Source organism: Paenarthrobacter sp. 10L420 (assembly GCF_056395385.1).
In genome coordinates, this window is sequence record NZ_JBFTJK010000011.1 from 21,468 (window position 1) to 46,987 (window position 25,520).

The 25,520-nt window shown below is 62.3% G+C and carries 26 protein-coding genes and 2 tRNA genes; 9 read left to right on the top strand and 19 right to left on the bottom strand.

Annotated elements, in window-relative coordinates:
- Positions 1–49 precede the first annotated feature (49 nt).
- From cysS to AC1DD5_RS15945, 5 genes are all read right to left on the bottom strand, one after another.
- Positions 50–1,519, bottom strand: a complete 1,470-nt coding sequence (gene cysS, locus AC1DD5_RS15925; protein WP_442019338.1) for a cysteine--tRNA ligase — start codon at positions 1,517–1,519, stop codon at positions 50–52.
- A 35-nt stretch (positions 1,520–1,554) separates the two neighbouring features.
- Positions 1,555–1,911 (bottom strand): hypothetical protein, encoded by a 357-nt coding sequence (locus tag AC1DD5_RS15930; protein WP_442019337.1) that lies wholly within the window; start codon positions 1,909–1,911, stop codon positions 1,555–1,557.
- Complete coding sequence (ispF, locus tag AC1DD5_RS15935; protein ID WP_477519188.1) at positions 1,904–2,467, bottom strand: 2-C-methyl-D-erythritol 2,4-cyclodiphosphate synthase; 564 nt, start codon at positions 2,465–2,467, stop codon at positions 1,904–1,906. The genes AC1DD5_RS15930 and ispF overlap by 8 nt, the downstream gene beginning before the upstream one ends.
- A complete protein-coding gene (ispD, locus tag AC1DD5_RS15940) occupies positions 2,467–3,249 on the bottom strand; it encodes a 2-C-methyl-D-erythritol 4-phosphate cytidylyltransferase (RefSeq protein WP_431118420.1) in 783 nt (260 codons plus the stop codon). Before ispD ends, ispF begins: the two co-directional genes overlap by 1 nt.
- Before the next feature lie 121 nt (positions 3,250–3,370).
- Complete coding sequence (locus AC1DD5_RS15945; RefSeq protein ID WP_011690592.1) at positions 3,371–3,853, bottom strand: CarD family transcriptional regulator; 483 nt, start codon at positions 3,851–3,853, stop codon at positions 3,371–3,373.
- Between the two features lie 293 nt (positions 3,854–4,146).
- Between AC1DD5_RS15945 and AC1DD5_RS15950 the strand changes: the two genes are divergently transcribed.
- Complete coding sequence (locus AC1DD5_RS15950) at positions 4,147–4,704, top strand: hypothetical protein (protein ID WP_442004801.1); 558 nt, start codon at positions 4,147–4,149, stop codon at positions 4,702–4,704.
- A gap of 113 nt (positions 4,705–4,817) precedes the next feature.
- Here AC1DD5_RS15950 and AC1DD5_RS15955 read toward each other — a convergent pair whose 3' ends face one another.
- Positions 4,818–5,498, bottom strand: a complete 681-nt coding sequence (locus tag AC1DD5_RS15955; RefSeq protein ID WP_216921232.1) for a response regulator transcription factor — start codon at positions 5,496–5,498, stop codon at positions 4,818–4,820.
- Positions 5,499–5,574: 76 nt separating this feature from the next.
- Positions 5,575–6,813, bottom strand: coding sequence for a sensor histidine kinase (locus AC1DD5_RS15960; protein ID WP_442019346.1), 1,239 nt, complete (start codon positions 6,811–6,813; stop codon positions 5,575–5,577).
- 199 nt (positions 6,814–7,012) lie between these two features.
- Between AC1DD5_RS15960 and phoU the strand changes: the two genes are divergently transcribed.
- Positions 7,013–7,666, top strand: coding sequence for a phosphate signaling complex protein PhoU (phoU, locus tag AC1DD5_RS15965; protein WP_442019334.1), 654 nt, complete (start codon positions 7,013–7,015; stop codon positions 7,664–7,666).
- Between the two features lie 36 nt (positions 7,667–7,702).
- On the opposite strand, the gene AC1DD5_RS15970 is transcribed toward phoU, so the two are convergent.
- Positions 7,703–8,389 carry a phosphoglyceromutase gene (locus tag AC1DD5_RS15970; RefSeq protein ID WP_477522106.1) on the bottom strand — a complete coding sequence of 229 codons (687 nt, stop codon included), beginning with the start codon at positions 8,387–8,389 and terminating at the stop codon, positions 7,703–7,705.
- A gap of 132 nt (positions 8,390–8,521) precedes the next feature.
- Between AC1DD5_RS15970 and AC1DD5_RS15975 the strand changes: the two genes are divergently transcribed.
- Positions 8,522–9,361, top strand: coding sequence for a class I SAM-dependent methyltransferase (locus tag AC1DD5_RS15975; protein WP_442017330.1), 840 nt, complete (start codon positions 8,522–8,524; stop codon positions 9,359–9,361).
- Here AC1DD5_RS15975 and AC1DD5_RS15980 read toward each other — a convergent pair.
- Together AC1DD5_RS15980 and AC1DD5_RS15985 are read right to left on the bottom strand one after the other, a co-directional pair.
- Entirely contained in the window at positions 9,346–9,687 is a 342-nt protein-coding gene (locus AC1DD5_RS15980) for a DUF2516 family protein (RefSeq protein ID WP_216921243.1), read from the bottom strand. The two genes, AC1DD5_RS15975 and AC1DD5_RS15980, sit on opposite strands and share 16 nt — an antisense overlap.
- A gap of 10 nt (positions 9,688–9,697) precedes the next feature.
- A complete protein-coding gene (locus AC1DD5_RS15985) occupies positions 9,698–10,882 on the bottom strand; it encodes a trans-sulfuration enzyme family protein (protein WP_442017331.1) in 1,185 nt (394 codons plus the stop codon).
- Positions 10,883–10,956: 74 nt separating this feature from the next.
- Between AC1DD5_RS15985 and tmk the strand changes: the two genes are divergently transcribed.
- The 3 genes from tmk to AC1DD5_RS16000 are packed head-to-tail and all read left to right on the top strand — an operon-like array spanning position 10,957 to position 14,395.
- The gene (tmk, locus tag AC1DD5_RS15990; protein ID WP_442017332.1) at positions 10,957–11,631 is read left to right on the top strand and encodes a dTMP kinase; all 675 of its coding nucleotides are present in this window, start codon (positions 10,957–10,959) and stop codon (positions 11,629–11,631) included.
- The gene (locus AC1DD5_RS15995) at positions 11,628–12,779 is read left to right on the top strand and encodes a DNA polymerase III subunit delta' (RefSeq protein WP_442017333.1); all 1,152 of its coding nucleotides are present in this window, start codon (positions 11,628–11,630) and stop codon (positions 12,777–12,779) included. Before tmk ends, AC1DD5_RS15995 begins: the two co-directional genes overlap by 4 nt.
- A gap of 8 nt (positions 12,780–12,787) precedes the next feature.
- Positions 12,788–14,395 carry an alpha/beta hydrolase gene (locus AC1DD5_RS16000; RefSeq protein WP_442017334.1) on the top strand — a complete coding sequence of 536 codons (1,608 nt, stop codon included), beginning with the start codon at positions 12,788–12,790 and terminating at the stop codon, positions 14,393–14,395.
- A 25-nt stretch (positions 14,396–14,420) separates the two neighbouring features.
- Here AC1DD5_RS16000 and AC1DD5_RS16005 read toward each other — a convergent pair whose 3' ends face one another.
- Positions 14,421–15,152: an HAD family hydrolase gene (locus tag AC1DD5_RS16005; protein WP_442004774.1), complete on the bottom strand. Its 732-nt coding sequence runs from the start codon at positions 15,150–15,152 to the stop codon at positions 14,421–14,423.
- Positions 15,153–15,369: 217 nt separating this feature from the next.
- On the opposite strand from AC1DD5_RS16005, the gene AC1DD5_RS16010 reads away from it, so the two are divergent.
- Positions 15,370–15,442, top strand: a tRNA-Thr gene (locus AC1DD5_RS16010).
- Positions 15,443–15,757: 315 nt separating this feature from the next.
- Here AC1DD5_RS16010 and AC1DD5_RS16015 read toward each other — a convergent pair.
- The 7 genes from AC1DD5_RS16015 to AC1DD5_RS16045 form a co-directional block, all read right to left on the bottom strand.
- Entirely contained in the window at positions 15,758–16,597 is an 840-nt protein-coding gene (locus AC1DD5_RS16015; protein WP_477522107.1) for an aldo/keto reductase, read from the bottom strand.
- Positions 16,598–16,717: 120 nt separating this feature from the next.
- On the bottom strand, positions 16,718–17,170 hold the full coding sequence (locus tag AC1DD5_RS16020) for a hypothetical protein (protein WP_442017443.1): 453 nt from the start codon (positions 17,168–17,170) through the stop codon (positions 16,718–16,720).
- A gap of 8 nt (positions 17,171–17,178) precedes the next feature.
- Positions 17,179–17,820, bottom strand: a complete 642-nt coding sequence (locus tag AC1DD5_RS16025; RefSeq protein ID WP_477522108.1) for a bacterial proteasome activator family protein — start codon at positions 17,818–17,820, stop codon at positions 17,179–17,181.
- Positions 17,821–17,894: 74 nt separating this feature from the next.
- Complete coding sequence (locus AC1DD5_RS16030; RefSeq protein WP_477522109.1) at positions 17,895–18,137, bottom strand: YbdD/YjiX family protein; 243 nt, start codon at positions 18,135–18,137, stop codon at positions 17,895–17,897.
- Entirely contained in the window at positions 18,083–20,410 is a 2,328-nt protein-coding gene (locus tag AC1DD5_RS16035; protein ID WP_477522110.1) for a carbon starvation CstA family protein, read from the bottom strand. The genes AC1DD5_RS16030 and AC1DD5_RS16035 overlap by 55 nt, the downstream gene beginning before the upstream one ends.
- 153 nt (positions 20,411–20,563) lie before the next feature.
- Entirely contained in the window at positions 20,564–21,106 is a 543-nt protein-coding gene (locus tag AC1DD5_RS16040; protein ID WP_477514362.1) for a PadR family transcriptional regulator, read from the bottom strand.
- A 63-nt stretch (positions 21,107–21,169) separates the two neighbouring features.
- Complete coding sequence (locus AC1DD5_RS16045; protein WP_477514363.1) at positions 21,170–22,153, bottom strand: NAD(P)H-quinone oxidoreductase; 984 nt, start codon at positions 22,151–22,153, stop codon at positions 21,170–21,172.
- Positions 22,154–22,255: 102 nt separating this feature from the next.
- On the opposite strand from AC1DD5_RS16045, the gene AC1DD5_RS16050 reads away from it, so the two are divergent.
- Together AC1DD5_RS16050 and AC1DD5_RS16055 are read left to right on the top strand one after the other, a co-directional pair.
- Positions 22,256–22,346 (top strand) — tRNA-Ser (locus AC1DD5_RS16050).
- Between the two features lie 201 nt (positions 22,347–22,547).
- Complete coding sequence (locus AC1DD5_RS16055) at positions 22,548–23,333, top strand: VOC family protein (RefSeq protein WP_477514364.1); 786 nt, start codon at positions 22,548–22,550, stop codon at positions 23,331–23,333.
- 169 nt (positions 23,334–23,502) lie between these two features.
- Here AC1DD5_RS16055 and AC1DD5_RS16060 read toward each other — a convergent pair whose 3' ends face one another.
- Positions 23,503–25,479: an FAD/NAD(P)-binding protein gene (locus tag AC1DD5_RS16060; protein WP_477522111.1), complete on the bottom strand. Its 1,977-nt coding sequence runs from the start codon at positions 25,477–25,479 to the stop codon at positions 23,503–23,505.
- Positions 25,480–25,520 lie beyond the last annotated feature (41 nt).

Consider the following 25,520-nt stretch of genomic DNA (forward strand, 5'->3'; position numbering starts at 1 on the left):
TGCATTCCAGTCTACTGACCCAATGCAATTCGGCGGTGGCGGCGGTTTGTCAGTCGCGTTTCAGGCTCCACGTAGCGCCTTCCGCACCATCTTCGACGACGACCCCGGCGGCCGCGAGGGTGTCGCGTATGGCGTCGGACGCGGCCCAGTCTTTGTTGGCTCTGGCGGCGGCGCGCGCCTCGAGTTGTGCTTCCACCAAAATCTCCAGTGCGGCATGTTCGCGGCTTTGCACGGCCTCCGGGCGCTTCACGGAATCCAGGCCAAGGACATTTGTCATGGCGTGGACGCTGGAGAGGGCGTCCTTGACGGCGCCCAGGTCGCCGGCGGCCAAGGCTGTGTTGCCCGCCCGAACGGTCTCGTGCAGCACACCCAGCGCCTGCGGGACGTTGAGGTCGTCGTCCATAGCAGCCACGAAGGCGGTGGGCATCGCGGCCTGGGCACCCTCGGTGTAGCTCGTCGGCTCACCGACCTGCTGCCCCACCTTCGCCGCGGCCTTGGCAATGAAGCCATCAATACGTTCGACGGCGGCGGCTGCTTCCTGAAGCGACGTAGGCCGGTAGTCCAGCACCGAACGGTAGTGGGCCTGCCCAAGGTAATACCGGACCACCCGGGGCGAGGCCAACTCAAGCATTTCGGCGGGACTCACCGTGTTGCCGATGGACTTGGACATCTTTTCGCCCTCGTAGGTGACCATGCCGTTGTGCATCCAGAAATTGGCGAATTCGTCGCCTGCAGCCTGGGACTGGGCCATCTCGTTTTCGTGGTGCGGGAAGCGGAGGTCCAGTCCCCCACCATGGATGTCGAAGCGCGTGCCCAGATATTTGGTGACCATGGCGGAGCATTCGAGGTGCCATCCGGGTCGTCCCGCTCCCCAAGGGGATTCCCATTTGGCGGTGACGGGTTCGCCGTCCTTGTAACCCTTCCACAGCGCGAAGTCGCGCGCATCGCGCTTGCCGCGGGGGTCGGCGTCGGGCGCTCCCTGCATGTCATCAATGTTCTGCCGCGTCAGCGAACCGTACTTGCTCCAGGAGCGGACGTCGAAATAGACGTCTCCCGAGTCGTCCAGTGCGGGGTAGGCATGGCCGCGGTCGATCAGCCGCTGGATCAGCGCGTGCATTTCCGGAATGTGCCCGGTGGCACGGGGCTCGTACGTCGGCCGCTGGACGCCGAGGGATTCGTAGGCGTTCTCGAATTCCTGCTCGTAGCGGTAAGCCAAAGCCCACCACTCCTCGTCTTTCCGCGCCGTCGGCTCGGCAGCCCAATCGGGGCCGAAGGATTGCTCGGACTTGGCCAGGATTTTGTCGTCGATGTCCGTGACGTTGCGGACTACTGTGACGCGGAGGCCACGGAATTCGAGCCAGCGGGTCAGTTGATCAAACGCGATTGCGGACCTGACGTGCCCAACGTGCGGCATGCCCTGGACAGTAGCCCCGCAGTAGTACACGCTGGCCTTGCCCTGTTCGAGGGGAACGAAGTCGCGGACTTCGGCGGAGGCGGTGTCATAGAAGCGCAGGGTCACCGCTCCAGATTAGCCGATGACGCGGCGTGACTTGCCTACTTGCAGTACTCGCCGATTTTGTTGAAATGCACGGTCAGTTGTTGTTGCTGTTCCTGAGTGGTTGCTCCCAGCGAGGAAGCCGCCGCTTTGTCCATGATGGCGGCCATCTCCTTGATGGGATCGCCGATTTCCGGAGCCAGCTTGTCCGCGATCTCGTGATAGTGGGCAGCGATCTGCTTGGACTGCTGCTGTTGGTTGCCGTCGGGCTTGAAGGTGTCACTGTTGAGAAACTCGCAACTGGCCTTCACATCCATCTTCGGCGTCCCTGCACAGCCGCCAAGCAGGAGCGCAGCAGCCACACTCGCGGACAAGAGTACGGCGGAACGCACGACGCCGGAACGCACCTTAGTCATTCAGCCCACCTTCAGTGGAACCGGGCTGGGTTTCTCCTTGGACGGGGTAGACGAGGGCGGTGGCAATCGCAGAAATCCCCTCGCCGCGGCCAGTAAATCCCAAACCATCGCTGGTGGTGGCTGTGACGCTGACTGGTGCGTTCGCGGCTTCGCTCAGGACCCTTTGGGATTCTTCGCGGCGGGGGCCGAACTTGGGGCGGTTGGCTACAAATTGGACGGCGACATTGCCGATCTCGAACCCTGCGCCCCTGACTATCCGTGCAGCCTCACCGAGGAGCTTTACCCCGGAGGCGCCGGCGAACTCGGGGCGGTCAGTGCCGAAATGGGTGCCAAGGTCACCAATTCCACACGCGGAAAACAGAGCGTCGGCAGCCGCATGGGCGACGCAATCGCCGTCGGAATGTCCTGACAGCCCCTGCTCACCTTCCCAAAAGAGGCCACCCAACCAGAGCGGCTGGGGATCGTCCTCCGGTGCGAATGCGTGCACGTCGATGCCGATTCCGGTACGAGGCAGGACCAGGTGTCCGGGAAGGCCTGCAGCTTGCGGAGCCGCCATCAGCCTTCCACCCAGCGCATTCCGAGAGGGCCCTCCAGGAGGCCTTCGGCAATGATGAGATCCAGGGGCGTAGTGATCTTCAGCGACTGGCTGGCCCCGCGGACGGCATGGACTGGAACGCCCAGAAGCTCAACCAGCATGGCGTCATCGGTGACGGCGGCGGCCTGCTTGTCATCGAAGAGCTCAGCGGCGTCGTGGGCGCGCCGCAACGTGGCGAGGTCGAAACCCTGGGGAGTCTGAACTGCTCTGAGCTGTTCTCTGGGCGCTGTTCCCGTGACTACTTCCGGGGCGATGCCAGAGTCTGAAGCGCTGGTCTGGGCCACCGTCTTGATGGTGTCCACCACAGGCATGGCCGGAATAACGGCCTTGGCGCCGGAGGCCAAAGCATCGGCCACGCGCTGGAACACTCGCTCGGGAGTCAGGGCGCGGGCTGCGTCATGAACGAGCACGGCTTCCGTCCCGTCCTCCAAAGCAGCCAAAGCCGCGCGGACGGAATCAGCACGGGTGGAGCCGCCGTCGACCACTGTTATTTCAGGGCCACCATCTACCAGTTCAACGGTGAACCCGGCAATCAGTTGGCGGAGTTCCGTATCCCCCTTGGGCACGGCGACGCAGATCTGGCGCGCAACATCGGCAGCGACAACGCCACGAAGGGCGTGCATCAGGATGGTTTCGCCACCCAACGGAACTTTGGCTTTGGGCATACCGTAGCCGAGGCGCTCGCCCGAGCCGGCAGCCACCACGATCACCGCCGTAACAGCGCGCTTGGAAGGAATACTCATGCGCCCAAGGTTATGCGGAATGTGCATGGAATACCCACATGCCCGGTAATTCCGCGCAGCTGCGGCTGGCTTGTGGCAAAAAGAAACCCGGCGGCGCTTTCGCACCACCGGGTATCAATTCTTAGGAAGCCAAGACTTCGTCGAGAACGCTTGCTGCCTTCTCTTCGTCTGTCTTCTCAGCCAGGGCCAGTTCTGAAATCAGAATCTGCCGCGCCTTGGCCAGCATGCGCTTCTCACCTGCGGAAAGGCCGCGATCGTGATCACGACGCCAAAGATCGCGAACGACCTCCGCCACCTTGATGACATCGCCCGAAGCAAGCTTCTCCAGGTTTGCCTTGTAACGACGTGACCAGTTGGTAGGCTCCTCAGTGAACTCGGCGCGGAGAACGTCAAATACGTGCTCCAAGCCTTCTTTGCCCACTACGTCCCTGACCCCAACAAGGTCAACGTTCTCTGCTGGAACTTCAATGGTCAGATCACCCTGAGCCACCTTTAGCTTGAGATACATCTTCTCTTCGCCCTTGATGGTGCGCATCTTGATTTCCTCAATTTTTGCTGCACCGTGGTGAGGGTAAACTACTGTCTCGCCGACCTCAAAAACCATGTGGACTTTCCCCTTTCCCGCAGACTAGTCTATCACGATTAAGGCATACGACTGGCACCCGACGGGGCCTCCAGCCGCGCCAATAAAGGGAAATAGGCCCCAAACGAGCTCGCGATACCCCTTGACGTGAGCCAGGAAAGATGCTTCACGGAAGCAAGCTGCGCGCCGGATCTTCCCGGTCGCGTTCGCCACAATGCCTTCTCGAATCCTTATTTCGGCCGCTTTGCCGATAGGCTATGGCTGAAAAGTGTTCCAATGACTCTTGAGGAGTAGGTGTCGTGCGCATTACTGCGATGAACCCTGTCCAGCGCGGCAAGCTGGCAATTGCGGCGGCTGCAATCGGCGTCGGTCTTCTGTCCGTTACCGGCTGTGGCTTCGTCAACGCCCAGCAGACTTCCCACCAGTACTCAGCATCGGACGGGATCAGAGCAGATCTCGGCCAGCTGCAGTTGCGCAACATGCTGATCGTCGCTTCCGGCGAGAACCAGCCCGGCCGCGTGATCGGCGCAGTGTTTAACAAGTCCAACTCGGATGCAACCCTGACCATCAGTGGTGCAAATGGGGCCCAGACGGAAATTCCCGTCAAGGCGAACTCGGAGACGTACCTGAATAGCGAATCCGACGCCGCGGTCCTTAGCTCCGCCGGCACCAAGCCCGGTGGACTGAGCCCGGTAACCATTCGCAGCGGTTCGGACACCGCAAAAATCAACGTTCCCGTAGTTGATGGCACGCTCCCGGAGTACAAGGAATACCTGCCCTCCTCAAGCGCCTCGGCAACCCCGTCTTCGACTTCCACGGCAACGTCGACTGCGACGCCGACGGCCACCGAATCTGCAGCTGCCGGCCACTAGCAGGCGGCGAGCTACAAGCAAGACAACAAAAGGAAGGGTTCCGCTGCGGCGGAACCCTTCCTTCGTCGTTGTCTGCCGTCAGTCTGCTGACTAAAGGCCGGCCGACTGAAGCTTTACGGCTCGAACTTGTAGCCCAGTCCACGCACCGTCACCAGGTACCTCGGAACGGACGGATCCGGCTCAATCTTGCTGCGCAGGCGCTTTACGTGGACATCAAGGGTCTTGGTATCGCCTACGTAGTCTGAACCCCACACGCGGTCGATCAGCTGGCCCCGGGTCAGCACACGCCCGGAATTGCGGAGCAGCATTTCAAGGAGTTCAAATTCCTTCAACGGCAGTGATACCTGTTCGCCGTTTACGCTCACCACGTGGCGCTCAATATCCATGCGGACGGGTCCGGCCTGCACGGTGGAGGTGATCAGCTCTTCGGGTTCACCCTGCCGGCGGAGCACTGCACGCACCCGCGCTACGAGTTCGCGTGAGGAGTACGGCTTGGTGACGTAATCGTCTGCACCCAGCTCCAGGCCAACCACTTTGTCGATCTCCGAGTCCTTGGCGGTCAGCATGATCACCGGCACGCTGGAACGCTGGCGCAGTTGACGGCACACCTCCGTGCCCGGCGTTCCAGGCAGCTGGAGATCCAGCAGGACGAGGTCGGCCCCATTCCGGTCGAATTCCACCAAGGCGTCGGTGCCGTTATCCACTACCTCGACGTCGAAACCCTCTTTGCCCAAAAGGTAGGACAGGGGGTCGCTGAAGGACTCTTCGTCCTCCACTATCAAAATCCTGCTCAAGCGCTGGCTCCTTGCTCTTGGGCGCCGCCGGCGCCCCTTGTTGATTCCCGTGATGCGGTTGTTTCGCGTGATGCGGTTAATTCGCGTGATGCGGTTGCTGAGTCGCGTGGTGGGTTTCGACGGCGGCACCCCCCGCTGGTAGCTCCGGGGACTCAGCAGTGGACGCAGCATGAGCCGGGAGGCCGGCGTCGTCGTCCTGGCCTTCCATCTCGGGCAACCGGATGGTGAACGTTGAGCCTTGACCAGGCTGGGACCACACGGTGACCTCGCCACCATGGTTGGACACAACATGCTTAACGATGCTGAGGCCCAGGCCGGTGCCACCGGTATGCCTGGAGCGTGCAGCATCCACCCGGTAGAAGCGTTCGAAGACGCGTTCCTGGTCCTCCGGTGTGAGGCCCTCGCCCTGGTCCGTGACTGAAATAGCCACGACCCCCTCCCGCGTCCGGACTCCAACGCCCACGCGGGTGTTCTCCGGCGAGTAGCGGATGGCGTTGTCGATCAGGTTGCGCAGGGCGGTAACCAGCAGGTCCCTGTCACCGAACACCAGGGAATCTGAATGGCCACCCACCAGGATCTGGATATTCTTGCTCTCGGCCGGGAGCTGCGAGCGGTCCACTGCCTCGGTAATCACAGTGTTGATGTCCACCGTGTGGCCCTGCTGGGCAACATTTGCGCCCTGAAGCCGGGAAAGCTCAATGATGTCCTGGACCAGTGCTGCGAGGCGTCCGGATTCTTTATGCATGCGCTTGGCGAAGCGGCGAACCGCTTCCTCATCGTCAGGCGAGGCTTCCAGTGCCTCGGCCAACAGCGAAATAGCGCCCACCGGTGTCTTGAGTTCATGGGAAACGTTGGCCACGAAGTCGTTGCGGATCTCCTCCGTCCGGGTGATCTCGGTACGGTCGTCGGCCAGGAGCACGATGTACTCCCAACCCAACATGGCTGCCCGCACTTGGACCACGATGGTGCCCTTGCCGAGCGGGCCGCGGGGAAGTTCGTATTGTTGCTCCAGGATCACGCCATCGCGGCGTACCTTTGCGGTCATGTCCAGGAGCTGCTTGTGAACCACCGTGTGGCCGCGGACCAGGCCGTAGGCATACGCTGCCGGACTCGCGCGGACCACGCCATCGATCGCATCGACCACCACAAACGCGCGGCCGACGACGGCAAGCACCTCCGCTGCACCTTCCGGAAGCAGGGGCTCGGTAACATCCAGGTCGACGATCCTGCGCTGCCGCTCGCTGATCCTGAAAGCGAGCATGCCAAAGACGCCCAGTGACAGGCCAACCAAGCCTGCAACGACACCTATAAGCAACGGATCCACGTGTCCAGCTTATGCTCTTGAATCTCGCCAAAGTGTTGATCCGATGCCAAACGGGGGCGGTTCAACTAACGTTCATCTAAAGGTGCGCAACCGTTCACTGGCTGCTGACACAGTTACTGGTTGGACTGCCAATGGTATTTGAAATCCGCGCCCCACCATGGGACAGGATTTCCAAGGAAAGGACGCCTTAGTGCGCAAGGTTTTTCAGGAGGAGCTCACCCAGGTCGGTGACGACCTCGTCGAGATTTCCAAACTGGTTCACGAAGCAATCACGAAGGCCACTACGGCCTTCGAAGGCGCCGACGTCGATCTTGCCCAGGACGTCATCGCTGCAGACGCACGCATCGACTTCCTGCAGAACAGCCTCGACGAACGTGCGATCGACATCCTGGCATTGCAGGGCCCCGTTGCCAGCGACCTCCGCATGATTGTTGGTTCGCTCCGCATGAGCGCATCGCTGGAGCGGATGGGTGACCTCGCCCGCCACGTAGCGCAGCTGGCCCGCCTCCGCTACCCCGCCACCGTCATTCCGGCGCCGCTGACCCAGACCTTCAAAGCGATGGCCCAGCACGACATCGACATCACGGCCAAGGTCATCGAACTCCTCGAGACCCGCAACCTTGAGGTGGCCCGGGACATCCTCAAGATCAACATCGCCGTGGACGACCTCCACCTCAGCGTCTTCAAGGCGATCGCTTCCCCGGACTGGAACGAAACTGCCTCCACCACCGTGGACGTGGCCTTGGCCAGCCGCTACTTCGAGCGCTTCGCCGACCACGGCGTCTCCGTTGCCCGCAAGGTCACGTACCTCGTCACGGGCGAATGGCAGCCTGAGGGCTTCTAGCAGCTTCCCAGCAACGTAAACAGCGACGGCGGCCGGTCACCAAAGGTGACCGTTGATCGGCTGGAAGTCCTCGTCCAGTTCGTAGACCAGCGGGATGCCCGTGGGGATGTTCAATCCTGCAATGGCGTCATCGCTGATGCCATCAAGGTGCTTGACCAGGGCGCGCAGGGAGTTGCCGTGCGCGGTGACCAGGACGGTCTTGCCAGCCTTGAGGTCTTCCTTGATGTCCGATTCCCAGTACGGGAGGAGGCGGACAAGGACGTCCTTGAGGCATTCGGTGCGCGGAAGGGCGTCGCCGAGGTCCTTGTAGCGGACGTCGTGTGCCTGCGAGAATTCGCTGTCGTCGGACAGGGGCGGCGGCGGGGTGTCGTAGCTGCGGCGCCATTCCATGAACTGCTCTTCGCCGAACTCGGCGAGCGTCTGGGCCTTGTCCTTGCCCTGCAGCGCACCATAGTGGCGCTCGTTGAGTCGCCAGTCGCGCTTGACGGGGATCCAGCCGCGGTCGGCCTTGTCCAGTGCCATGTTGGCAGTGTTGATGGCCCGCTTCAGGAGCGAGGTGTACAGGATGTCCGGGAGGATGTTGTTCTCAACCAGGAGTTCCCCACCGCGCACTGCTTCTTCGCGGCCTTGGTCGTTCAGGTCTACGTCCACCCAGCCGGTGAACAGGTTCTTGGCGTTCCAGTCGCTGTGGCCGTGGCGCAGCAGAATCAGCTTGTAAGTCATGGTTTTCATCCTAGCCGAGGGGTCCTGTGCCTTGCCGGGCGTTACGTTTCTCAACGCGAGGTCACTTATGGCCCATTAGACGGCTCCGAAGGGGCCATAAGTGACCCCGCGTTGCAGGATAAAGTGGGGATCGTGGTGCAAAAAGCGGAACGGGTCAGTACGTCCCGAAGTCGAAGTGGGAAGCCTGTTGGCAACGTCACCCGCGGCACCACCAATCCGAACCGTATGCGCCGCCTCGATCGGTGGCTCGCCGGTCCGCAGGCGTGGCGGCTCCGCGCCGCCGTCGACCCCTTGGTTGTGGACCTGGGCTATGGCGCCTCGCCGGCCACCGCCGTCGAACTTTTTGAGCGTCTTCAGGCCGTCCGCGCGGATGTGCGCGTCTGCGGGATCGAGATCGAGCCTGACAGGGTGCGAACCGCTAAGGCGCTGGAACGTCCCGGGCTCAGCTTCCACGTGGGTGGTTTCGAACTGCCGGTTCCCGGTGACCCCATAGTTGTGCGGGCCTTCAACGTGCTCCGTCAGTATGAGGAAGCCGATGTGGCCGGGATCTGGCGGCTGGTTCAGTCCCGCTTGGCTCCGGGCGGCCTGTTCATTGATGGCACCTGCGATGAGATCGGTCGGTGCGTCACGTGGGTGGCACTGGATCCGGAAGGGCCCCGGAGCCTCAGTTTCTCAGTGCGGTTTGGCAATTTCGAGCTGCCGTCGGAAGTGGCCGAGAGGCTGCCTAAGGCCCTTATCCACCGCAATGTGCCTGGCGAACCCATCCATACATTCCTGCAGGCCATGGACAAGGCCTGGCTGGAAGCGGCGCCGCTGGCATCGTTCGGCAACCGGCAGCGCTGGACAGGAATGTGCCGCTTACTGCGCGACGCCGGATGGCCGCTTCAGGATGGTCCGTCGCGGTGGCGCCTGGGTGAAGTTACGGTGGACTGGGACGCGGTTGCGCCGAGGGCTGTTTACCAGGGGCCGTAAGGACCGACGTTGCGGTTGCCGCCGCTGCCTGCTTCCCGGACTGCTGGACGGACGTCCGCAAGGTACACACAGGAAGCCGTCACCGCGGCGATGCCGAACAGGCCGAGGCCGCTTCCACCGCTCAACAGGGTCAGCGCGCCGATGGCAAAGGCAACGCCGGTAAGGGCCAACCAGAACGTCTTGGTGCGCTTGGATGCGGCCACGAACAGCGTGGGCCGGTGGCGCAGGCAATCCACAAAAGCCCACAGTTCAAGGACAACGGCCACCAAGCCAAGGATGAAGTAGACCGCGTTGGTGACAATCGCGATCAAGAATTTTCCGTCCACGCCCCTTAGCCTAACTGTCCAGCGACTTCAGTGCTTGCTCAAGGTCGGACCAGAGATCTTCCACGTTCTCGATCCCGACGCTCAAACGGACCAGGTTCTCCGGGACACTGACCGGCTCAGCTGCGTGCCGACGTCGACGTTCGATCAGCGACTCAACCCCGCCCAAGGATGTCGCCGGGAGCCAGAGCTGAAGGGCACGGACCAATTCGTCGGCAGCTTCGGCGCCAGTGCGCGCATCGTCTCCGGCGATCTGGATGCAGAGGATGGAACCGAAGCCCTTCATCTGGTCCTTGGCGCGCTCATGCCCCGGGTCCGCGGGTAGGCCCGGATAGCGGATGGACTCGACCCTCGGATGGGTGCTGAGGCGCTCGGCCAGCACTGCCGCGGATGCTTGCGAACGTTCGATCCGCAGCGCAAGCGTGCGGAGTCCCCGCAGCGCCAGCCACGCTTCGAACGGGCCGGCGATGCCGCCGTGGATGATGCGGTGGTGAAGGAGCGTGGCCCGGAGTTCCGGATTGGAGGTCACCAAGGCGCCCAGGACGACGTCGGAATGGCCGGCGAGGTATTTGGTCACCGAGTGAAGCACGACGTCGGAACCCAGGCTGAGCGGCTGCTGCACCAAGGGCGTGGAGAAAGTGTTGTCCGTGACCACGATCGCGCCTACAGCGTGGGCGGCGTCGGTGAGTGCCCGGACATCGGCAATGCCAAGCATGGGGTTGGTGGGACTTTCCAGCCAGAGCAGGTCCGCGGCTTTGCCATCTGCCGGGCTGATCAAGGCCTTCACTGCTTCCGTGTCCGTAATGTCCACAATCCGGAGGTCCAGGAAGCCCTTCTCCGCGAGTTCGGTCGCCATGACCAACGAGCCCGAGTAGCTGTGTGATGGCATGACAACAACGCCACCGGCAGGTACCAAGGAGAGGGCCGAGCTGACGGCCGCAAGCCCGGATGCATAGAGCAAGCCGGGCAGGGCAGCGCCTTCCAGCTTGCCCAGGGCGTCCTCGAACGGGTCCCAGGTGGGGTTGGCGTAGCGACCATAACCGCGATCGCCGTCACCCAGAGAACCAGTTCCAAAGTATGTGGAGGACAGGACGATGGGCGGATTGACTGGCTCATCGTGTTTACGCTCGGGGCGGCCAGCGGCCACCACAACGGTTTCCGGGGACAAATCGGCAGCGCGCTGATCGGAAAGGCTCATGGTTTCAGGGTAGTCGTGGGCGAGCCTGTGGATGAAAGCCGTTACGGTTTGCCCCTGATCGGTAGGCTAGACAGGTGAGTATTCAGAGCCCCGGTCTTTTCATCGCGTTCGAAGGCGGAGACGGAGCGGGCAAGTCCACCCAGGCTGCCCGGCTCTGCGACGCCCTTGAAGCGCGGGGCCTGTCCGTGCTGCGCACCCGCGAACCGGGCGGGACTCCCATTGGAGAAAAGCTGCGCTCCCTTGTCCTGGACCATGGCCACGGCACCATCGATGCCCGCACGGAGGCCCTGATGTTCGCCGCGGCGCGTGCAGCGCACGCCAGCCAGGTGATCCGCCCGGCGCTTGCAGCAGGGCGGGTGGTCATCACGGACCGCTACATTGATTCGTCTGTTGCCTATCAGGGGGCTGGCCGCGGGCTTGGGGCAGAAGGCGTTTTGTCCCTCAACGAATGGGCCACGGAAGGCCTGCATCCGGACCTGACAGTACTGCTCGACGTCGAGCCTTCCGACGGCCGCGAACGCCGCACCGCCGGGGCGGCTGCTGAGGACCGTTTGGAATCCGAACCCGACGCGTTCCATTCCACCATCCGCCATGCTTTCCTCGACCTCGCAGCCGCTGCTCCCTCCGGTTACATGGTGCTGCCGGCCAAGTCCGACATTGCCTCGCTGGCCGCGCAGATCCTTGAACGGGTGGAGGCCTTGCTGGCTGAGCGCGGGCTGGGCGAGCGGGTTTCAGGGAACCATCTGTGAGCGTCTGGGACGACCTCCAAGGCCAGGCACCGGTCGTTGCCCAACTGAAGCAGGCAGCCCAGGGCGAATCCGGCCTCACTCACGCCTGGCTCTTTACCGGCCCTCCGGGCTCGGGCCGTTCCAATGCTGCCAAGGCTTTCGCTGCCGCGCTGAACTGCGAGCAGGACGACGTCACTTTGCGGGGCTGCGGCGAGTGCGCCGCATGCCACACGATCCTCGGCGAGACCCATTCTGATGTCACGTTCGTGCGGACCGAAAAGGTCACCATCACCATTGACGAGGCCCGCGAACTTGTTTCAAAGGCTGGTGACCGCCCCGCCACTGGCCGTTGGCGGATCATCATCGTTGAGGACGCGGACCGCATGGCGGAACGAACCACCAACGTCCTGTTGAAGGCCATCGAAGAACCAACTCCGCGTACCATCTGGATGCTGTGCGCGCCATCGCCAGCAGACGTATTGGTCACCATCCGTTCGCGCTGCCGTCCCGTCAGTCTGCGACTTCCGCCAGCCTCCGACGTCGCCGCACTGCTGGTGAGGCGCGACGGCATTGATCCCGAACTCGCGGACCGGGCAGCACGCGCCGCGCAAAGCCACATCGGGATCGCTCGCCGCCTGGCCCGGGATGCGGACGCCCGCGAACGCCGCCTCGAAACGGTTCGCATCCCGCTTGGGCTCCGTGGGGTTACGGCAGCGGTGATGATGGCGGAGAAGCTCGTCAAAATCGCCACCGATGAAGCCAACAGCTCCAATGATGAGCGCGACGCCGCCGAAAAAATCGCGCTCCTGGCAAGCCTTGGTGCCCCGGAGTCGGGCACACTGCCACCGTCCATGCGGAGCCAGGTGAGGCAGCTTGAGGACGACCAAAAGCGCCGTGCCAAGCGCTCCATCACGGACTCGCTGGACCGCACGCTGACAGATCTGTTGTCCTTCTACCGGGACGTCCTGATCATCCAATTGGGGAACGCGGTAGAGCTGGTCAACGTTGAGCTCAAGAGCGATCTTGAAGAATACGCCGCCCGCTCAACCCCGGAAGCGACCCTCGCCCGGATGGACGCGATCAACAAGGCCCGTGTCCGCATTACCACCACCAACGTTGCGCCGCTGTTGGCGGTCGAGTCCATGGCGACGAGCCTCATCCAGCAATAGGAGAATCCATGAAGTCCGCACCTCGCCGGCCCGCCGGTACCCCCTCAAGGGACCGGTCTGTCCAGCCTGCTGCGGCCGGGGGTGGCCGGCGGGGTTTCGCGGCCCTCTGTTTGGCCCTTGCTTCCGTGCTGGTGCTCAGTGCCTGCTCCTTGCCGTTCCTTCCAACACCAACTGCGAAGCCGAGCACCAGCACTGTCGACCCGTCCATTGCAGCGTCCGCGCCTAAAGGCCTCGAAAAGTACTACTCACAGTCCGTGAAATGGAGCTCGTGTGAGGACGGCTTCCAGTGTGCTGAGGTCAAGGTTCCCTTGGATTACGGCAATCCGGACTCCGCCGAGATCACGCTGTCCGCCATTAAATTGCCCAGCACTGGCACCAAGAAGGGCTCCATCCTGGTCAATCCCGGAGGCCCGGGCGGCTCGGGTGTCGATTTCGTCAAGGACGCGGGAAACACCCACTTCACTGAAAAGCTCCGCGGCAACTTCGACATGGTGGGCTTCGACCCCCGCGGCGTCAAGCGGTCTGCTCCGGTCACGTGCCTGTCAGATGCAGAACGCGATGCCGCCCGTGCGAAAGTATTCCGGGAGGACACTGACGAGGGCCTGGCCGCCGCTTTGGCCTTCAACAAGTCCCTGGCTGAGAAGTGCGTAGAGAAGACCGGACCCGTGCTGGAGCACATTGATACCGTCAGTGCTGCCAAGGACCTGGACGTCCTGCGTGCCGTTGTCAACGATGCCAAGCTCAATTACCTTGGCTATTCCTACGGCACTTTCCTCGGCTCCACGTACGCGTCGCTGTTCCCAGAGAACGTCGGGCACCTGGTATTGGACGGCGCCGTTGATCCGTCCATCAGCAATGAGGAACTGACTGCGGGGCAGGCAAAAGCGTTTGAAAAGGCCCTCCGCACGTACGTTGACGACTGCCTTGGTCAAAAGGACTGCCCCCTCAGTGGGTCCGTTGACAACGGGGTCCGGGAAATCAGGGATCTCATCAACGCAGTGGACCAGAACCCCCAAACAGCCAAGGACGGGAGGCTGGTGACCGGGACGGAGTTTGTCAACGGGCTCTTCCTCCCGCTCTACGACAACCAAAGCTGGCCAGCATTAACCCAGGCCCTGGACAGTGCCTTCTCCGGTGACGTCTCCCAGATGATGCGCATCGCCGATCTCGGCGCGGACCGCGAGGCCAACGGTACGTACAGTTCAAACTCCGCATTCGCGTTCCAGGCCATCAACTGCCTCGACTACCCGATGGTCACTGACACCGCGGGGATGAGGGCCGAGGAAGCCCGGCTCAAGCAGGAATCTCCAACTTTCGGCGCATTCTTCGCCTACGGAGGGGTCACCTGCAAGGACTGGCCGTACAAGAACACCCGCACACCTGCCCCGGTGGACTACAAGGGCTCCGCCCCTATCGTCGTTATCGGCACCACTGGAGACCCGGCCACTCCCCTCGAGTGGGCACAGTCCCTGCGCAAACAGCTTGAAAACGCCGCGCTGGTCACGTGGGAAGGCGAGGGCCACACAGCCTACGGTCGCTCGAACTCCTGCGTCAGCACCGCCGTCGACGATTACTTTGTTGACGGCAAGCTGCCGCAGGACGGGCTCCAGTGCTAGGTCCGCGTTGACCTAAGCCGTGCCGTTAGAGGTGCCTGGCTTCGCGTTTCTCCAGCAGGAGCGGGAGCTGCTTGATGGAATCCACGACGACGGTGGCCCCCGCTGCGCGGAGCGTCGCCTCCGAGTGGGAGCCTGTGAGGACGCCGGCAATCAGCGACGCGCCTGAGCGAACCCCAGAGAGCATGTCCGAGCTGGTGTCTCCGATCACGGCCACCTCACGAACATCGTCCAGGTCCAAGGCCAGCAACGCCGTCAGGATCATGTCCGGGTAGGGCCGGCCACGTCCGGCATCTGCCGGGCACAAGCTGAGATCAGCCAAGCCCATCCAACCCAGGGATTCGAGGACCATGTTCTGCGTGTGGCGGCCAAAGCCCGTGGCGAGGCAAACCTGCATGCCGGACTCCCGCATCCAGATAATGGCGTCCTCCGCGCCTGGAATCGCGCGGATACCACCATCTTCAATCAACTCGTCGTAAGCCTTCTCGAAGACCTTGTTTGCGCTCTCGGCCACTGTGGGGTCGCCAAAAAGGTCCCCGAAGACGGCCATTTTCGAAAAGCCCATGGTGTCGCGTGCGTAACCGAGCATGCTCTCGAAGCGGCTGCTGCCGGGTTCTACGCCGTGCTCGGCCAAGGCACGGGACAGGGCCCGTTCCGTCCGCCCCTCGTCAGTAATGGTTGTCCCCACCATGTCCACCACAGCCAGCCGCAGCCGGGTGGGAGTGTTGTTGGTGTCCCTGGTCATTGCATCCCCGGTCATAGAGCGGCTCCTTCGGCTGGTTTGCGTGGCTGGATGTAACCGACCATCGTTGATTTCCCAGCCTCCGGCGGCGGAGAGAAGGCCGCCTGAACCCGGCCCGACATGCAGGTGAACATCCCCGCAACGGCCGCCACCGCCCTCGTTTTGACCCGGGCGCGGTGCCTCTATTACAGTTATGTCTTGCGTGATCGCCCGGGAAACCGGTGATGAACGCGGTGCTTCCTTAGCTCAGTCGGTAGAGCGTTTCACTCGTAATGAAAAGGTCATCAGTTCGATTCTGATAGGAAGCTCGGTAGAAGAGGCCCCGATCCCACTAACCACAAGGGATCGGGGCCTCTTGCATTCCCTCGCCAATCACTCGGAAGCTGCCTAAGGGTAGCCAATGGTGTAGCCGGCGACACCCATATTCATCCACGCCATACCAATTGGGTGACGCCCCCGAAATCCAAGCGTCCTCAGTCCGTTTCCGCGTCCTCAGGGAATTTGCGCGTCATCAGCCGAAATCTGAGGTGGCGCGCGCGGCCAGGCCAGTACCGCCGTCGCGCGTTAACGGCAGGTGCCCCGCCCCAGGTAAGGGAGCGGGGCACCTGGTTCAGGCTTCGGGCTTAGGCGAAGTCGGAGACTGCGGGGTCGGGGCCGATGCGGCCTTCGGCACCGCGGTCCAAGCCATTGATGGCCTCGACGTCGGCGTCGTCCAGCTTCACGCCCAAGGCGGCGAAGTTCTCCTGGATACGGGATTCCGTAACGGACTTGGGGATCACGACGTTGCCGATGGCCAGGTGCCAAGCTATGACTACCTGGGCCGGGGTGGCGTCATGCTTGGCTGCGATTTCGGCCACCGTGGCGTTCTCCAACAATTCCCCACCTTGGCCAAGCGGCGACCAAGCCTGCGTCAGGATGCCCTTGGAGGCGTTGAACGCGCGCAGTTCCGCCTGGTTGAAGAAGGGGTGAAGTTCCACCTGGTTGATGGCCGGAACAACTCCGGTTTCATCGATGATGCGCTGCAGTCCCTCAACCGTGAAGTTGGAAACACCGATGGACCTGACCCGGCCGCGCTTCTTCAGCTCGATCAGGGCCTTCCAGGTGTCCACGAACTTGTCCTGCTTGGGCTGCTGCCAGTGGATGAGGTAGAGATCCAGGGTCTCAAGGCCCAGGCGGTCCATGGATTCCTCGAACGCGGCCAGCGTGGGCTCATAGCCTTGGTCGGCGTTCCAGAGCTTGGTGGTGATGAAGATTTCTTCGGCGGAAAGGCCAGAGGAAGCGATAGCGCGGCCCACTCCGGACTCGTTTCCATAAATCTTTGCGGTGTCGATGTGGCGGAAGCCCGCTTCGAACGCCTGGCGCACAACTTTTTCGGCTACATCGTCTTCAACTTGCCACACCCCGTAGCCGAGCTGGGGGATGGTGTTGCCGTCGTTGAAAGTAAGTGTTGGTGACGAAGTCATGTGTGCCATCCTGCCAGCAACGAGTTGCCTGAGGCACCAAATATTACAGAGATCAGCTATCCGCTTAACTGCTTGCAATCTGCAAATACAGGCGAGCGCCAGTATTTGCAAACGCTTCGTTTATTGGATCCCTTGCGCCTGCAGTTGGCGTTCGGCGTCGGCCACCTGCTCGAAGACCGACTCCGCCCGGCGCCTAACGGACAATGCGCCCACCGGTACGGGTCCAACGGCGAGCCGAAGCATGGCCGCCGCTTCTGCCGTAGTGGCCAAGGAATTTCCAGCCTTGGACAGAGCGCGGTGAACACCGGCGAGTGAACCAGGAACGTCCAAGCCATCGCTCGGCGCCCTCTTTTGGGCTTCGACACAGATGATCCTCACACGAGGAGACAACTCAGCCAGCTCATTCGCGATCTCCACGAGCTCGTTGTAGAGCTGGTCGTCGTCGACACCCTCAAGGACCTGGTGGTACCGGTCCAATCCGCGGTGAAAGCGATCGTGGGCGCGGCGCCAGAGCCCCTTACCCAGCTCAAGATCGTCCTTCCGCCCTTGCCGGACGGCCCCAAAGAAACCCACAGTCAAGCTCAGAGGTACTGGCCCGGGCCATGGTCCGGATCTTCGGGCCGGCCCTGGGGCGCGGCGCCGGGCGCACCCGGTGCAGCGGCCCGCTGGGGTTGACCGTTTTCGCCGATGACAATACCGGGCGCAATGACAGTTCCCGGGGGAAGCTGACGCAGTTGCATCTGCGCCTTGGCGGCCTGCTGTGCCGCTACAGCAGCCTGGATGCCATGGAACAGGCCCTCCAACCAGCCGACAAGCTGGGCCTGGGCGATACGAAGCTCTGCATCCGATGGTGCCTTTTCATCGGGGAAAGGAAGACTGATGCGTTCCAGCTCTTCTATGAGCTCCGGAGCCAATCCATCCTCGAGTTCCTTGATGGAGCGCTCGTGAATCTCTGCCAGCCTGCCCCGGGCTGCATCGTCCAGCGGCGCACTCTTCACCTCTTCAAGGAGCTGGCGGATCATGGTCCCGATCCTCATTACCTTGGCGGGCTCGTCAACGAGTTCCTGGAGGTTCGCGCCCTTGGGCTTGCCATCCTTGACAGGGACTCCCTTGCCAGGCTGCTGTTCGCCGGGCGCGACTGTGCCCTCCTCCAAGGTGGTTCCCTCCACGGGGGTGTCGTCCGAAGCCTCATCCGTGGGCTGAATGTCGTTCAGATCGCTCATCCGTTCATACTCTCATGCGGTTTACGGGAACCAGGGTCCAGGACCGGATTTTGGACTTCGTTCGTAGCGAAACTTCAGCAGCAGCGGCCCTGGGGATTGCTGTCCTGCCGGTCCATCCGGTCCCGCCAGAACTCGCGTTCGGTCATGGCAGGACCGGAGTGGCCCGTGGACGTGAAGTGCTCAAGGTACTTCCGGTAAGCGTCAGCGCCCATGAGTGAGCTCATGTACGCTGCTAAGCCCCGTAACCCCTTTGCTATGGAAATCACTGGTGATGCCCGGCCTTTTGTGTCCGCTGCGCGGCCGGCAAGGCATTCCATTCGGCCAGCAAATCCTTCTCTGCGGAGGTCGGGAACAGCCCGGCAGGGGCAAAGACCTTGGACGGCAAGGCCGGATCCTCGTGGTCCTTCCCGCCACCGGCACGGAAAGCCCTGACTGTCGCCACCACTGCAGTGATGATCACAACGATGCTCAAAGCGACAAAGATGACCGAAAGCACGCCTTGAATCGCAGTGTTGCGGACCACCGCTTCCATGGCTGCGACTGTCTTTGCCGTCCCGAACTGCGTTTTGCCATCTGCCAGGGCTTTCGCAAATGCCTGGTTGTTGGCGAAGTAGCCCACAGCCGGAACCGGCGAGAAGATCTTGTGAAAGCTGGCCGTGATGGTGACAACGGCTGTGAAGGCCAAGGGGACCGCCACGATCCACAGGTAACGGAAGGCCCCGCGCTTGGCCGCGATGGCCATGCACACCGCCAGGGCAATTGCGGCCAGGAGCTGGTTTGCGATGCCGAACAAGGGGAAGAACGTATTGATGCCGCCCAGTGGATCCGTCACGCCCAGCAACAGTACCGCGCCCCAGGCTCCCACCATGATGGCCGTGCACAGCCAAGCGCCCGGGCGCCAGGCGGGCTCCTTGAACTTTGGCACGAAGTTGCCGATGGAGTCCTGCAGCATGAAGCGCGCCACGCGGGTTCCGGCGTCAACGGCCGTCAGAATGAAGAGTGCCTCGAACATGATGGCGAAGTGATACCAGAAAGCCATCATTGCTGGGCCGCCAATGAACTGCTGCATGATGTGGGCCAGGCCGACCGCCAAGGTAGGGGCTCCACCCGAGCGCGAAATGATGCTCTCCTCTCCCACGTCCTTGGCAGTCTGCGCCAGAAGGTCAGGAGTGATGTTGACGTTGGCCAGGCCAAGGCTGTTCACCCACTGGGCAGCCGATTCAACCGTGCCACCGGTAAGTGCCAGTGGCGCGTTCATGGCGAAATAGATGCCGCGATCGATCGAAATGGCAGCTACCAGCGCCATGATGGCCACGAAAGACTCCATCAACATGCCGCCGTAGCCGATGAAGCGGGTCTGACGTTCCTTCTCGATCAGTTTGGGAGTGGTTCCCGACGAGATGAGTGCATGGAAACCGGACAAGGCACCACAGGCGATGGTGACGAAGAGGAACGGGAAGAGCGCCCCGGAGAAGACCGGGCCGTTCTCACGGCCAGCGAACTCACTGAACGCCGGGACGCTGATTTCCGGGCGAACCACGATGATGGCGACAGCGAGCATCACGATCACGCCGATTTTCATGAACGTAGACAAGTAGTCACGCGGCGCAAGGAGCAACCACACAGGCAGGATGGCCGCGATGAAACCGTAGACGATGAGGCCCCAGGCGATGGTGACCTTGTCCAGGTGGAAGAAGGCCGCGCCCCATTCGGTGCCAGCCACGGCACCGCCACCAATAATGGCTGCCATCAGGAGAACGAAGCCAATGATGGAGACTTCCATGACCTTGCCCGGACGAAGATAACGCAGGTAGACGCCCATGAAGAGTGCAATGGGAATTGTCATGCCCACCGAGAACACGCCCCACGGGCTTTCACCCAGGGCGTTGACCACCACCAAGGCAAGAATGGCCACGATGATGATCATGATGAGCAGCGTTGCCACGAGCGCCGCAGTGCCACCAATGACACCGAGTTCCTCGCGGGCCATCTGGCCCAGCGAACGGCCACCACGGCGCATGGAGAAGAACATGACCAGGTAGTCCTGCACCGCACCGGCAAGAACGACGCCGATGATGATCCAGATAGTGCCGGGGAGATAGCCCATCTGTGCTGCAATGATCGGACCCACCAACGGTCCCGCGCCTGCAATGGCGGCAAAGTGGTGACCAAACAAGACGTTGCGGTCAGTACGGACGTAGTCCTTGCCGTCGGCCTTGTATTCGGCCGGAGTGGCGCGGCGGTCATTGGGCTTGAGGAGGTACTGCTCAATGACCTTCGAGTAGAAGCGGTAGCCGATCAGGTAGGTGCACACGGCTGCGAAAACAAACCAGATGGCGTTGACGGTCTCGCCGCGGACCAATGCCAGCATGAACCAGGCCACGGCCCCCAGCAGGGAAATCGCCGCCCAGATTGCGATCCTCGCCGGAGTCCACCTTCGGTCATCGGCCTCCAGAACAGACTCGTCCACGGCGGTTGGGGGCAGCGTACGATCGGCGCCCTTCTCTTCTTCTGTTCGATCAACTTCTGTTCGATCGAGTTCTGCTCGGTCAAGTTCCGTTTGGTCAGGTTCTGTATGGTCAGGGGTCATGCCCGTGTCTCCTCCTTGAGAACTGCTGCGGTGGTGGCCGCGGGTGCGCTGAACAGTCAGGGCACGCTAACAAAGAGGACATACAGAACGTGCAGGTGACACCGGAACGCCCATGGTCCTGCGATAAGCGGTAGTACCCCTGCGGTGGGCGTACTAACTGAGCCCTCTGTTGCCCTGCGACTGGACCATGCGCGCCTCACAAAGATCCAGCCAGCGCACTTCCGCCTCGGCTTGAAAGATGAGGGAATCGAGCACCAGGAGCCATGCGGTGTCTGAGGAGCGTTGGTTGGCTGAGACGGCCTTCCGCGTCTGCGTATGTTCTTGCAGGGCGCGAACGGAAACTTCGCGTTGGGACTGGATGACAGCCGAGGCGTCCACGCCCGGCAGTGTCACGGCGAGCGCCAGCTTGATCGCAATTTCATTCCGCGGCGGGTTGTCTCGGTCCACCGCTCCCTCAAACCAAGCCGCGACCTCCTCCACCCCGGCGTCCGTGATGCTGTAAACGACGTGGCCGCCGCCGTCGTCGCCGTCGTTGCTGACGAGGCCGTCGCGCTCAAGCCGGTCCAGCGTGGTGTACACCTGACCGATGTTCAGCGGCCAGGCGGCACCCGTGCGGTCCTCGAACTCGACGCGCAGCTCATAGCCATACCGGGGCTGGTCCTGAAGCAGGGCAAGCAGACTGTGCCGGATGGACATGAGGCTCCTCGCTACTGGGGGGTGGTTGGCGGACGTCCTGCGTGGAAGGGGCTGCTGTGACTGTTAGAGGAGCAGGAGGACCTTTCCTACGTGCTCTCCGGAATCAAAGTATTCATGTGCCTCGCGGACCCGATCCAGCGGAAATGATTTGGCCACCAGGGGCTTGATGCGGCCATCAGCGAGCATCGGCCACACGGACTCCCGTACGGCGGACATGATGATGCCCTTTTCGGCCACCGGGCGGGGTCGAAGGGCCGTGCCGATCACGGCGGCGCGCTTGCTGAGTAGTTGGCCCAGATTTATCTCGGCTTTGGTTCCGCCCTGCAGGCCGATGACGATCAGCCGGCCGTAGTCGGCGAGCGCTTCGATGTTCTGTTGCAGGTACTTGGCGCCCACGACGTCGAGGATCACGTCCGCGCCTTTGCCTCCGTTTTGAGCCTTGAGGCTTTCTGGGAAGTCTTCCTCGTTGTAATTGATGGCGATGTCGGCACCGAGGAAGGCCTTTGCTGTGCCAACTTTTTCGTCAGAGCCGGCGGTGGTGGCTACCTTTGCCCCGTACGCCTTGGCGAGCTGGATGGCCATGGTGCCGATGCCGCCGGTGGCGCCGTGGATGAGGACAGTCTCCCCGGGTTGTAGCTGGGCCGTCATGACGAGGTTCGAGTACACGGTTGCCGCCACCTCGGGCAGTGCCGCAGCGGTGACCAGGTCTACGCCGTCGGGTAGTCGCAGTACTTGCTCTGCGGGCACGGCGACCTGCTGGGCATATCCCCCGCCCGACAACAGCGCCACTACTTTGTCCCCCACTGAGAATGCTTTGGTGACTCCTGGGCCGAAAGCCGCGATGCGGCCGGAGACCTCCAGCCCGGGAATTTCCGAGGCCCCTGGCGGCGGTGGGTAGAAGCCGCGGCGCTGCTGGACGTCGGCACGGTTGAGGCCAGCAGCTACGACGTCGATCAGTACTTCGCCCTCGCCCGGCACCGGTGCCGGTACGTCACGGACTTCGAGGACTTCGGGTCCGCCTGGTTCGGAAATAAAGACGGCTTTCATGACGAACTCCCGGTTTCTTGCTTGTACATCCAGGCCCGGGGCAGGGACTGGAGCACGTGATGTTTTGGAACAGCCAACTCCCTATGAAACACTACTAGGCAGGGAAGGTTGTCCGAGCGGCCTAAGGAGCTGGTCTTGAAAACCAGTGTGCGGTAACCCCGTACCAAGGGTTCAAATCCCTTACCTTCCGCCAGCAGATGCCCCGGGTTCACGAACCCGGGGCATTTTCGGCGTAAAACCGGGGCCAGATGTTGGACTCTCATCCGGATCTGAGAACTGACACCCAGAAAATCATTGAAACTGTCATAGCCCCCGCATAGTGTTCTGCTTGTCCTCACAACCGCCGACAAACAGCCGTGGCTTTCGCCGCGGAGCAAACACAGGAGCCTCACTTATGCCTACGCCTGACATCACCACCGGCGCACCGTGCTGGATTGATCTGATGACATCTGATACGGAAAAAGCCAAGTCCTTCTACAGCGCACTCTTTGGCTGGACTTACCAGACGGGCGATCAGGAGAAGTACGGGGGCTACATCACAGCTTCCAAAGATGGGCGCATGGTTGCGGGCATCATGCAGAAGCAGGAAGACATGGGTGCCATGCCGGATGTGTGGTCAACGTACTTGCGCACGGACGACATCAAAGCCACCACCGAGGCCGCTGCCGCCAACGGTGGCCAGGTCTACCTCGAGCCCATGGATGTTCCCGAACAGGGCAGCATGGCCATGTATGGCGACTCTTCAGGTGCCTCAATCGGAGCCTGGCAGTTCGGTGAAATGAAGGGCTATGAGGTCGCCGCAGAGTCCGGTGCCCCGGCATGGCACGAGCTACTCGCGAAGGACTACGAGTCGGCCGTCAACTTCTACCAAAACGTCTTCGGTTGGGATACTTCGGTCATGAGCGATACCCCGGAGTTCCGCTACACCACTCTGGGGGCTGGCGACGATGCCAAGGCCGGGATTATGGACGCAGCCGGTTTCCTCCCGGAGCAGGTTCCATCCATGTGGAGCGTGTACTTCGCGGTTGACGATACCGACGCCACCGTGGAACAGGCCACAGCCCTGGGCGCTACCGTTATGGAAGCTGCAGAAGATACTCCCTTTGGACGGTTGGCCACGTTGTCGGACCCTACAGGTGCCGTCTTCAAGGTGATCCAGAATATGACGCCAGCCAGCTAAACCACTGAACGCCCGGTTCCTGCTGGCTGCCTCCCGAGCAGAGGCAGCCATCAGGACCCGTGCAGTGCCGGTTACTCCTTAGCCAGCTCGGGTTCCTCCCCGCGCTTGGCGTCCTTCTCGAGCCGCGCTTGGAACTCCTCATAGCGAACCAGATGCGCAGCAAAAGCAGCTAGCTGCCCAGAATGCTACGAGCGATTTCGTCCGCATCCCGCAGGGTTCGCTGGCCGCTGGCGAAAGCCTTCCCTGTCGCTGGACGCGCCTCTGCGGCAATGGCTGTTCCCCACTGGGTGGCCGACAATTGCAGGCCCAAAACATACATCCCCCGGGTCACAGAGCCGTTGGACGCCACAGGCCGATACGGGTGCGGTTCCACATCCAGTCCCGTTGTCTGCACCGGCGTACCCTCGGCGCTCATCATGATTTTGGTTCGGACAAGGCCGTCGGCCATGAGTTGTTCCAGGAGTGGAGAAATATTCATGCCCACCCGGTTGGCCGGCGACATCGCTTCAATCAAAGTGGGCGCCTCGGCGGGCTTGTCGTGGACCCACGGCGAAACCGCCCGGAAAACCTTGGCGCTTCTATCCACGCTGAACTTCGGGTCGGGCCCAACGAAACCAACGACGCCGGCACGCGCCAAAGCAGCCAGCTGCTCCGAACGCAGTGCCGGGGCCCCGCTCGCAAGGCCTTCGACGAACGATTCGAACCATCCTCGCAATTCAGCGACCCACGATTCGTCCGTGATACCACCATCAGCCACAACCGACTTCAGGATCGCCCTGCCAGTGTGCAGGGCGCCAATTGCCATCTTCACGGGATCCGCTTCGCCCAGTGCGGAGCGCCGTGCATCGTCGTCGAGGTATGCCGTTACCGCCAGATCCAGCTCTCGGCGGGAGGCGAACGTGCGGCCCGCCAACGGCGCAGCAAGTCCGCGGACATTGAGTCGGCGGGAGGCAACCACGTGCTTGTCCACCAGGGCGGCGACGTCGCTTTCCCACTTGGCAGTGGTGTGGGCGTGGGGCTGCAAAGCATCCACGAGGTCTGCGAGGAACTGCGCCGCATCGCGAATAGCGGCAGGCTGCGACCTGGCCAAAGTGGAGTAGTAAGCCCACAAGGCGTCGCGATGCAGGAGCGGCCAAAGATCATGGTCGAATCCGGGCTGGATACCGGCTGCTCTGAAACGGTCCACGGCCGCCTCGGTCAAGTAACGCATGGTGATGCTGCTGGGGTAATACCTGGTCAGGCCGGCCTTTGCCCGATACGGGGTTCCGCGCCGGGACGCTGCGATGATCTTAGGTTCCCTGCCCGACGGCCTGTACTCGAGAACTCCGGCTCCCGGTACGCCGGCTTCGACGAACTTGCCCCCGCGCCCCTCAGTCAGCTGGCCCATGACATCGAAGAAATTCAGTCCCATCCCACGCACCAGGACGGGCTCGTTATCCGGCACCCGCTGCCAGTCGACGTCGGCCGGCGGTGCAGGCGGGAAATAGAGGAGGCCGTGTTCATCGGCCGCCCGTTGGAACGAACGCTGCTCGGGATTCAAACGGGACTCGATATGCCCCAGCGCGAGGACCACGGAGCCGACGGTGAGCGTAGAGCCGTCGGCGAGTTCGACGTCGAACGCTTGCCCAGTTGTGATGCCTGAGCTGGCCGGGACCGGGCGTGCCGCTACGGCCGACGTGTCATGGAAGGTGACCTCCACGCCGTCGGGTATTCGCTGAAGCAGCTCTGCCAAAGTCTGCCGCAGGTACCTCCCATACAGTGCCCGGCTGGGAAAATCGTGGGATTCGAGGGTGGCCAACTCCGCCTTTTCGGCATCGTCCAGGCCCTCTCCATCACGACGTCGGGCGGCACGCCACTGGTCGAAGGAACCGCCTGCGAGGGGCGGCGCGAGCTTGGGGTCTTCAGGGATGAGCGTCGGATAGAACGCCTGCGTGTTCATCAGGTACAGCCTGGACTGCTCCGGCTGCCACACATGGCCTGACGCGGCAGGAAAAGGATCCACAACGTGGATGTGCAGTGTGCGGGACTGTGTATCGGTCCCGCTCGTGGCCCCCGCAGCCCAATTCGCGAGCAACCGCTCAAGGACACTCGTGCCCCGGGGGCCGGCCCCAATGAGGGCAACACGATTGATTTGCGATTTAGCCACGCTCAAGCCTAACTTCTGCGTGACTTGCTTCCAGTTGAAAA

Excerpts from the sequence above, each read along its gene's own strand:
- AC1DD5_RS16035 (WP_477522110.1), bottom strand. The coding sequence starts at position 20,410 with ATGACCCCTGACCATACAGAACCTGACCAAACGGAACTTGACCGAGCA.
- AC1DD5_RS16040 (WP_477514362.1), bottom strand. The coding sequence starts at position 21,106 with ATGTCCATCCGGCACAGTCTGCTTGCCCTGCTTCAGGACCAGCCCCGG.
- AC1DD5_RS15930 (WP_442019337.1), bottom strand. The coding sequence starts at position 1,911 with ATGACTAAGGTGCGTTCCGGCGTCGTGCGTTCCGCCGTACTCTTGTCC.
- AC1DD5_RS15950 (WP_442004801.1), top strand. The coding sequence starts at position 4,147 with ATGAACCCTGTCCAGCGCGGCAAGCTGGCAATTGCGGCGGCTGCAATC.
- AC1DD5_RS15945 (WP_011690592.1), bottom strand. The coding sequence starts at position 3,853 with ATGGTTTTTGAGGTCGGCGAGACAGTAGTTTACCCTCACCACGGTGCA.
- AC1DD5_RS15970 (WP_477522106.1), bottom strand. The coding sequence starts at position 8,389 with ATGACTTACAAGCTGATTCTGCTGCGCCACGGCCACAGCGACTGGAAC.
- AC1DD5_RS16000 (WP_442017334.1), top strand. The coding sequence starts at position 12,788 with ATGAAGTCCGCACCTCGCCGGCCCGCCGGTACCCCCTCAAGGGACCGG.
- AC1DD5_RS16030 (WP_477522109.1), bottom strand. The coding sequence starts at position 18,137 with ATGGAATGCCTTGCCGGCCGCGCAGCGGACACAAAAGGCCGGGCATCA.
- AC1DD5_RS16055 (WP_477514364.1), top strand. The coding sequence starts at position 22,548 with ATGCCTACGCCTGACATCACCACCGGCGCACCGTGCTGGATTGATCTG.
- AC1DD5_RS16005 (WP_442004774.1), bottom strand. The coding sequence starts at position 15,152 with ATGACCGGGGATGCAATGACCAGGGACACCAACAACACTCCCACCCGG.
- AC1DD5_RS16045 (WP_477514363.1), bottom strand. The coding sequence starts at position 22,153 with ATGAAAGCCGTCTTTATTTCCGAACCAGGCGGACCCGAAGTCCTCGAA.
- AC1DD5_RS15985 (WP_442017331.1), bottom strand. The coding sequence starts at position 10,882 with ATGAGCCTTTCCGATCAGCGCGCTGCCGATTTGTCCCCGGAAACCGTT.
- AC1DD5_RS16025 (WP_477522108.1), bottom strand. The coding sequence starts at position 17,820 with ATGAGCGATCTGAACGACATTCAGCCCACGGATGAGGCTTCGGACGAC.
- ispF (WP_477519188.1), bottom strand. The coding sequence starts at position 2,467 with ATGGCGGCTCCGCAAGCTGCAGGCCTTCCCGGACACCTGGTCCTGCCT.
- AC1DD5_RS16015 (WP_477522107.1), bottom strand. The coding sequence starts at position 16,597 with ATGACTTCGTCACCAACACTTACTTTCAACGACGGCAACACCATCCCC.
- ispD (WP_431118420.1), bottom strand. The coding sequence starts at position 3,249 with ATGAGTATTCCTTCCAAGCGCGCTGTTACGGCGGTGATCGTGGTGGCT.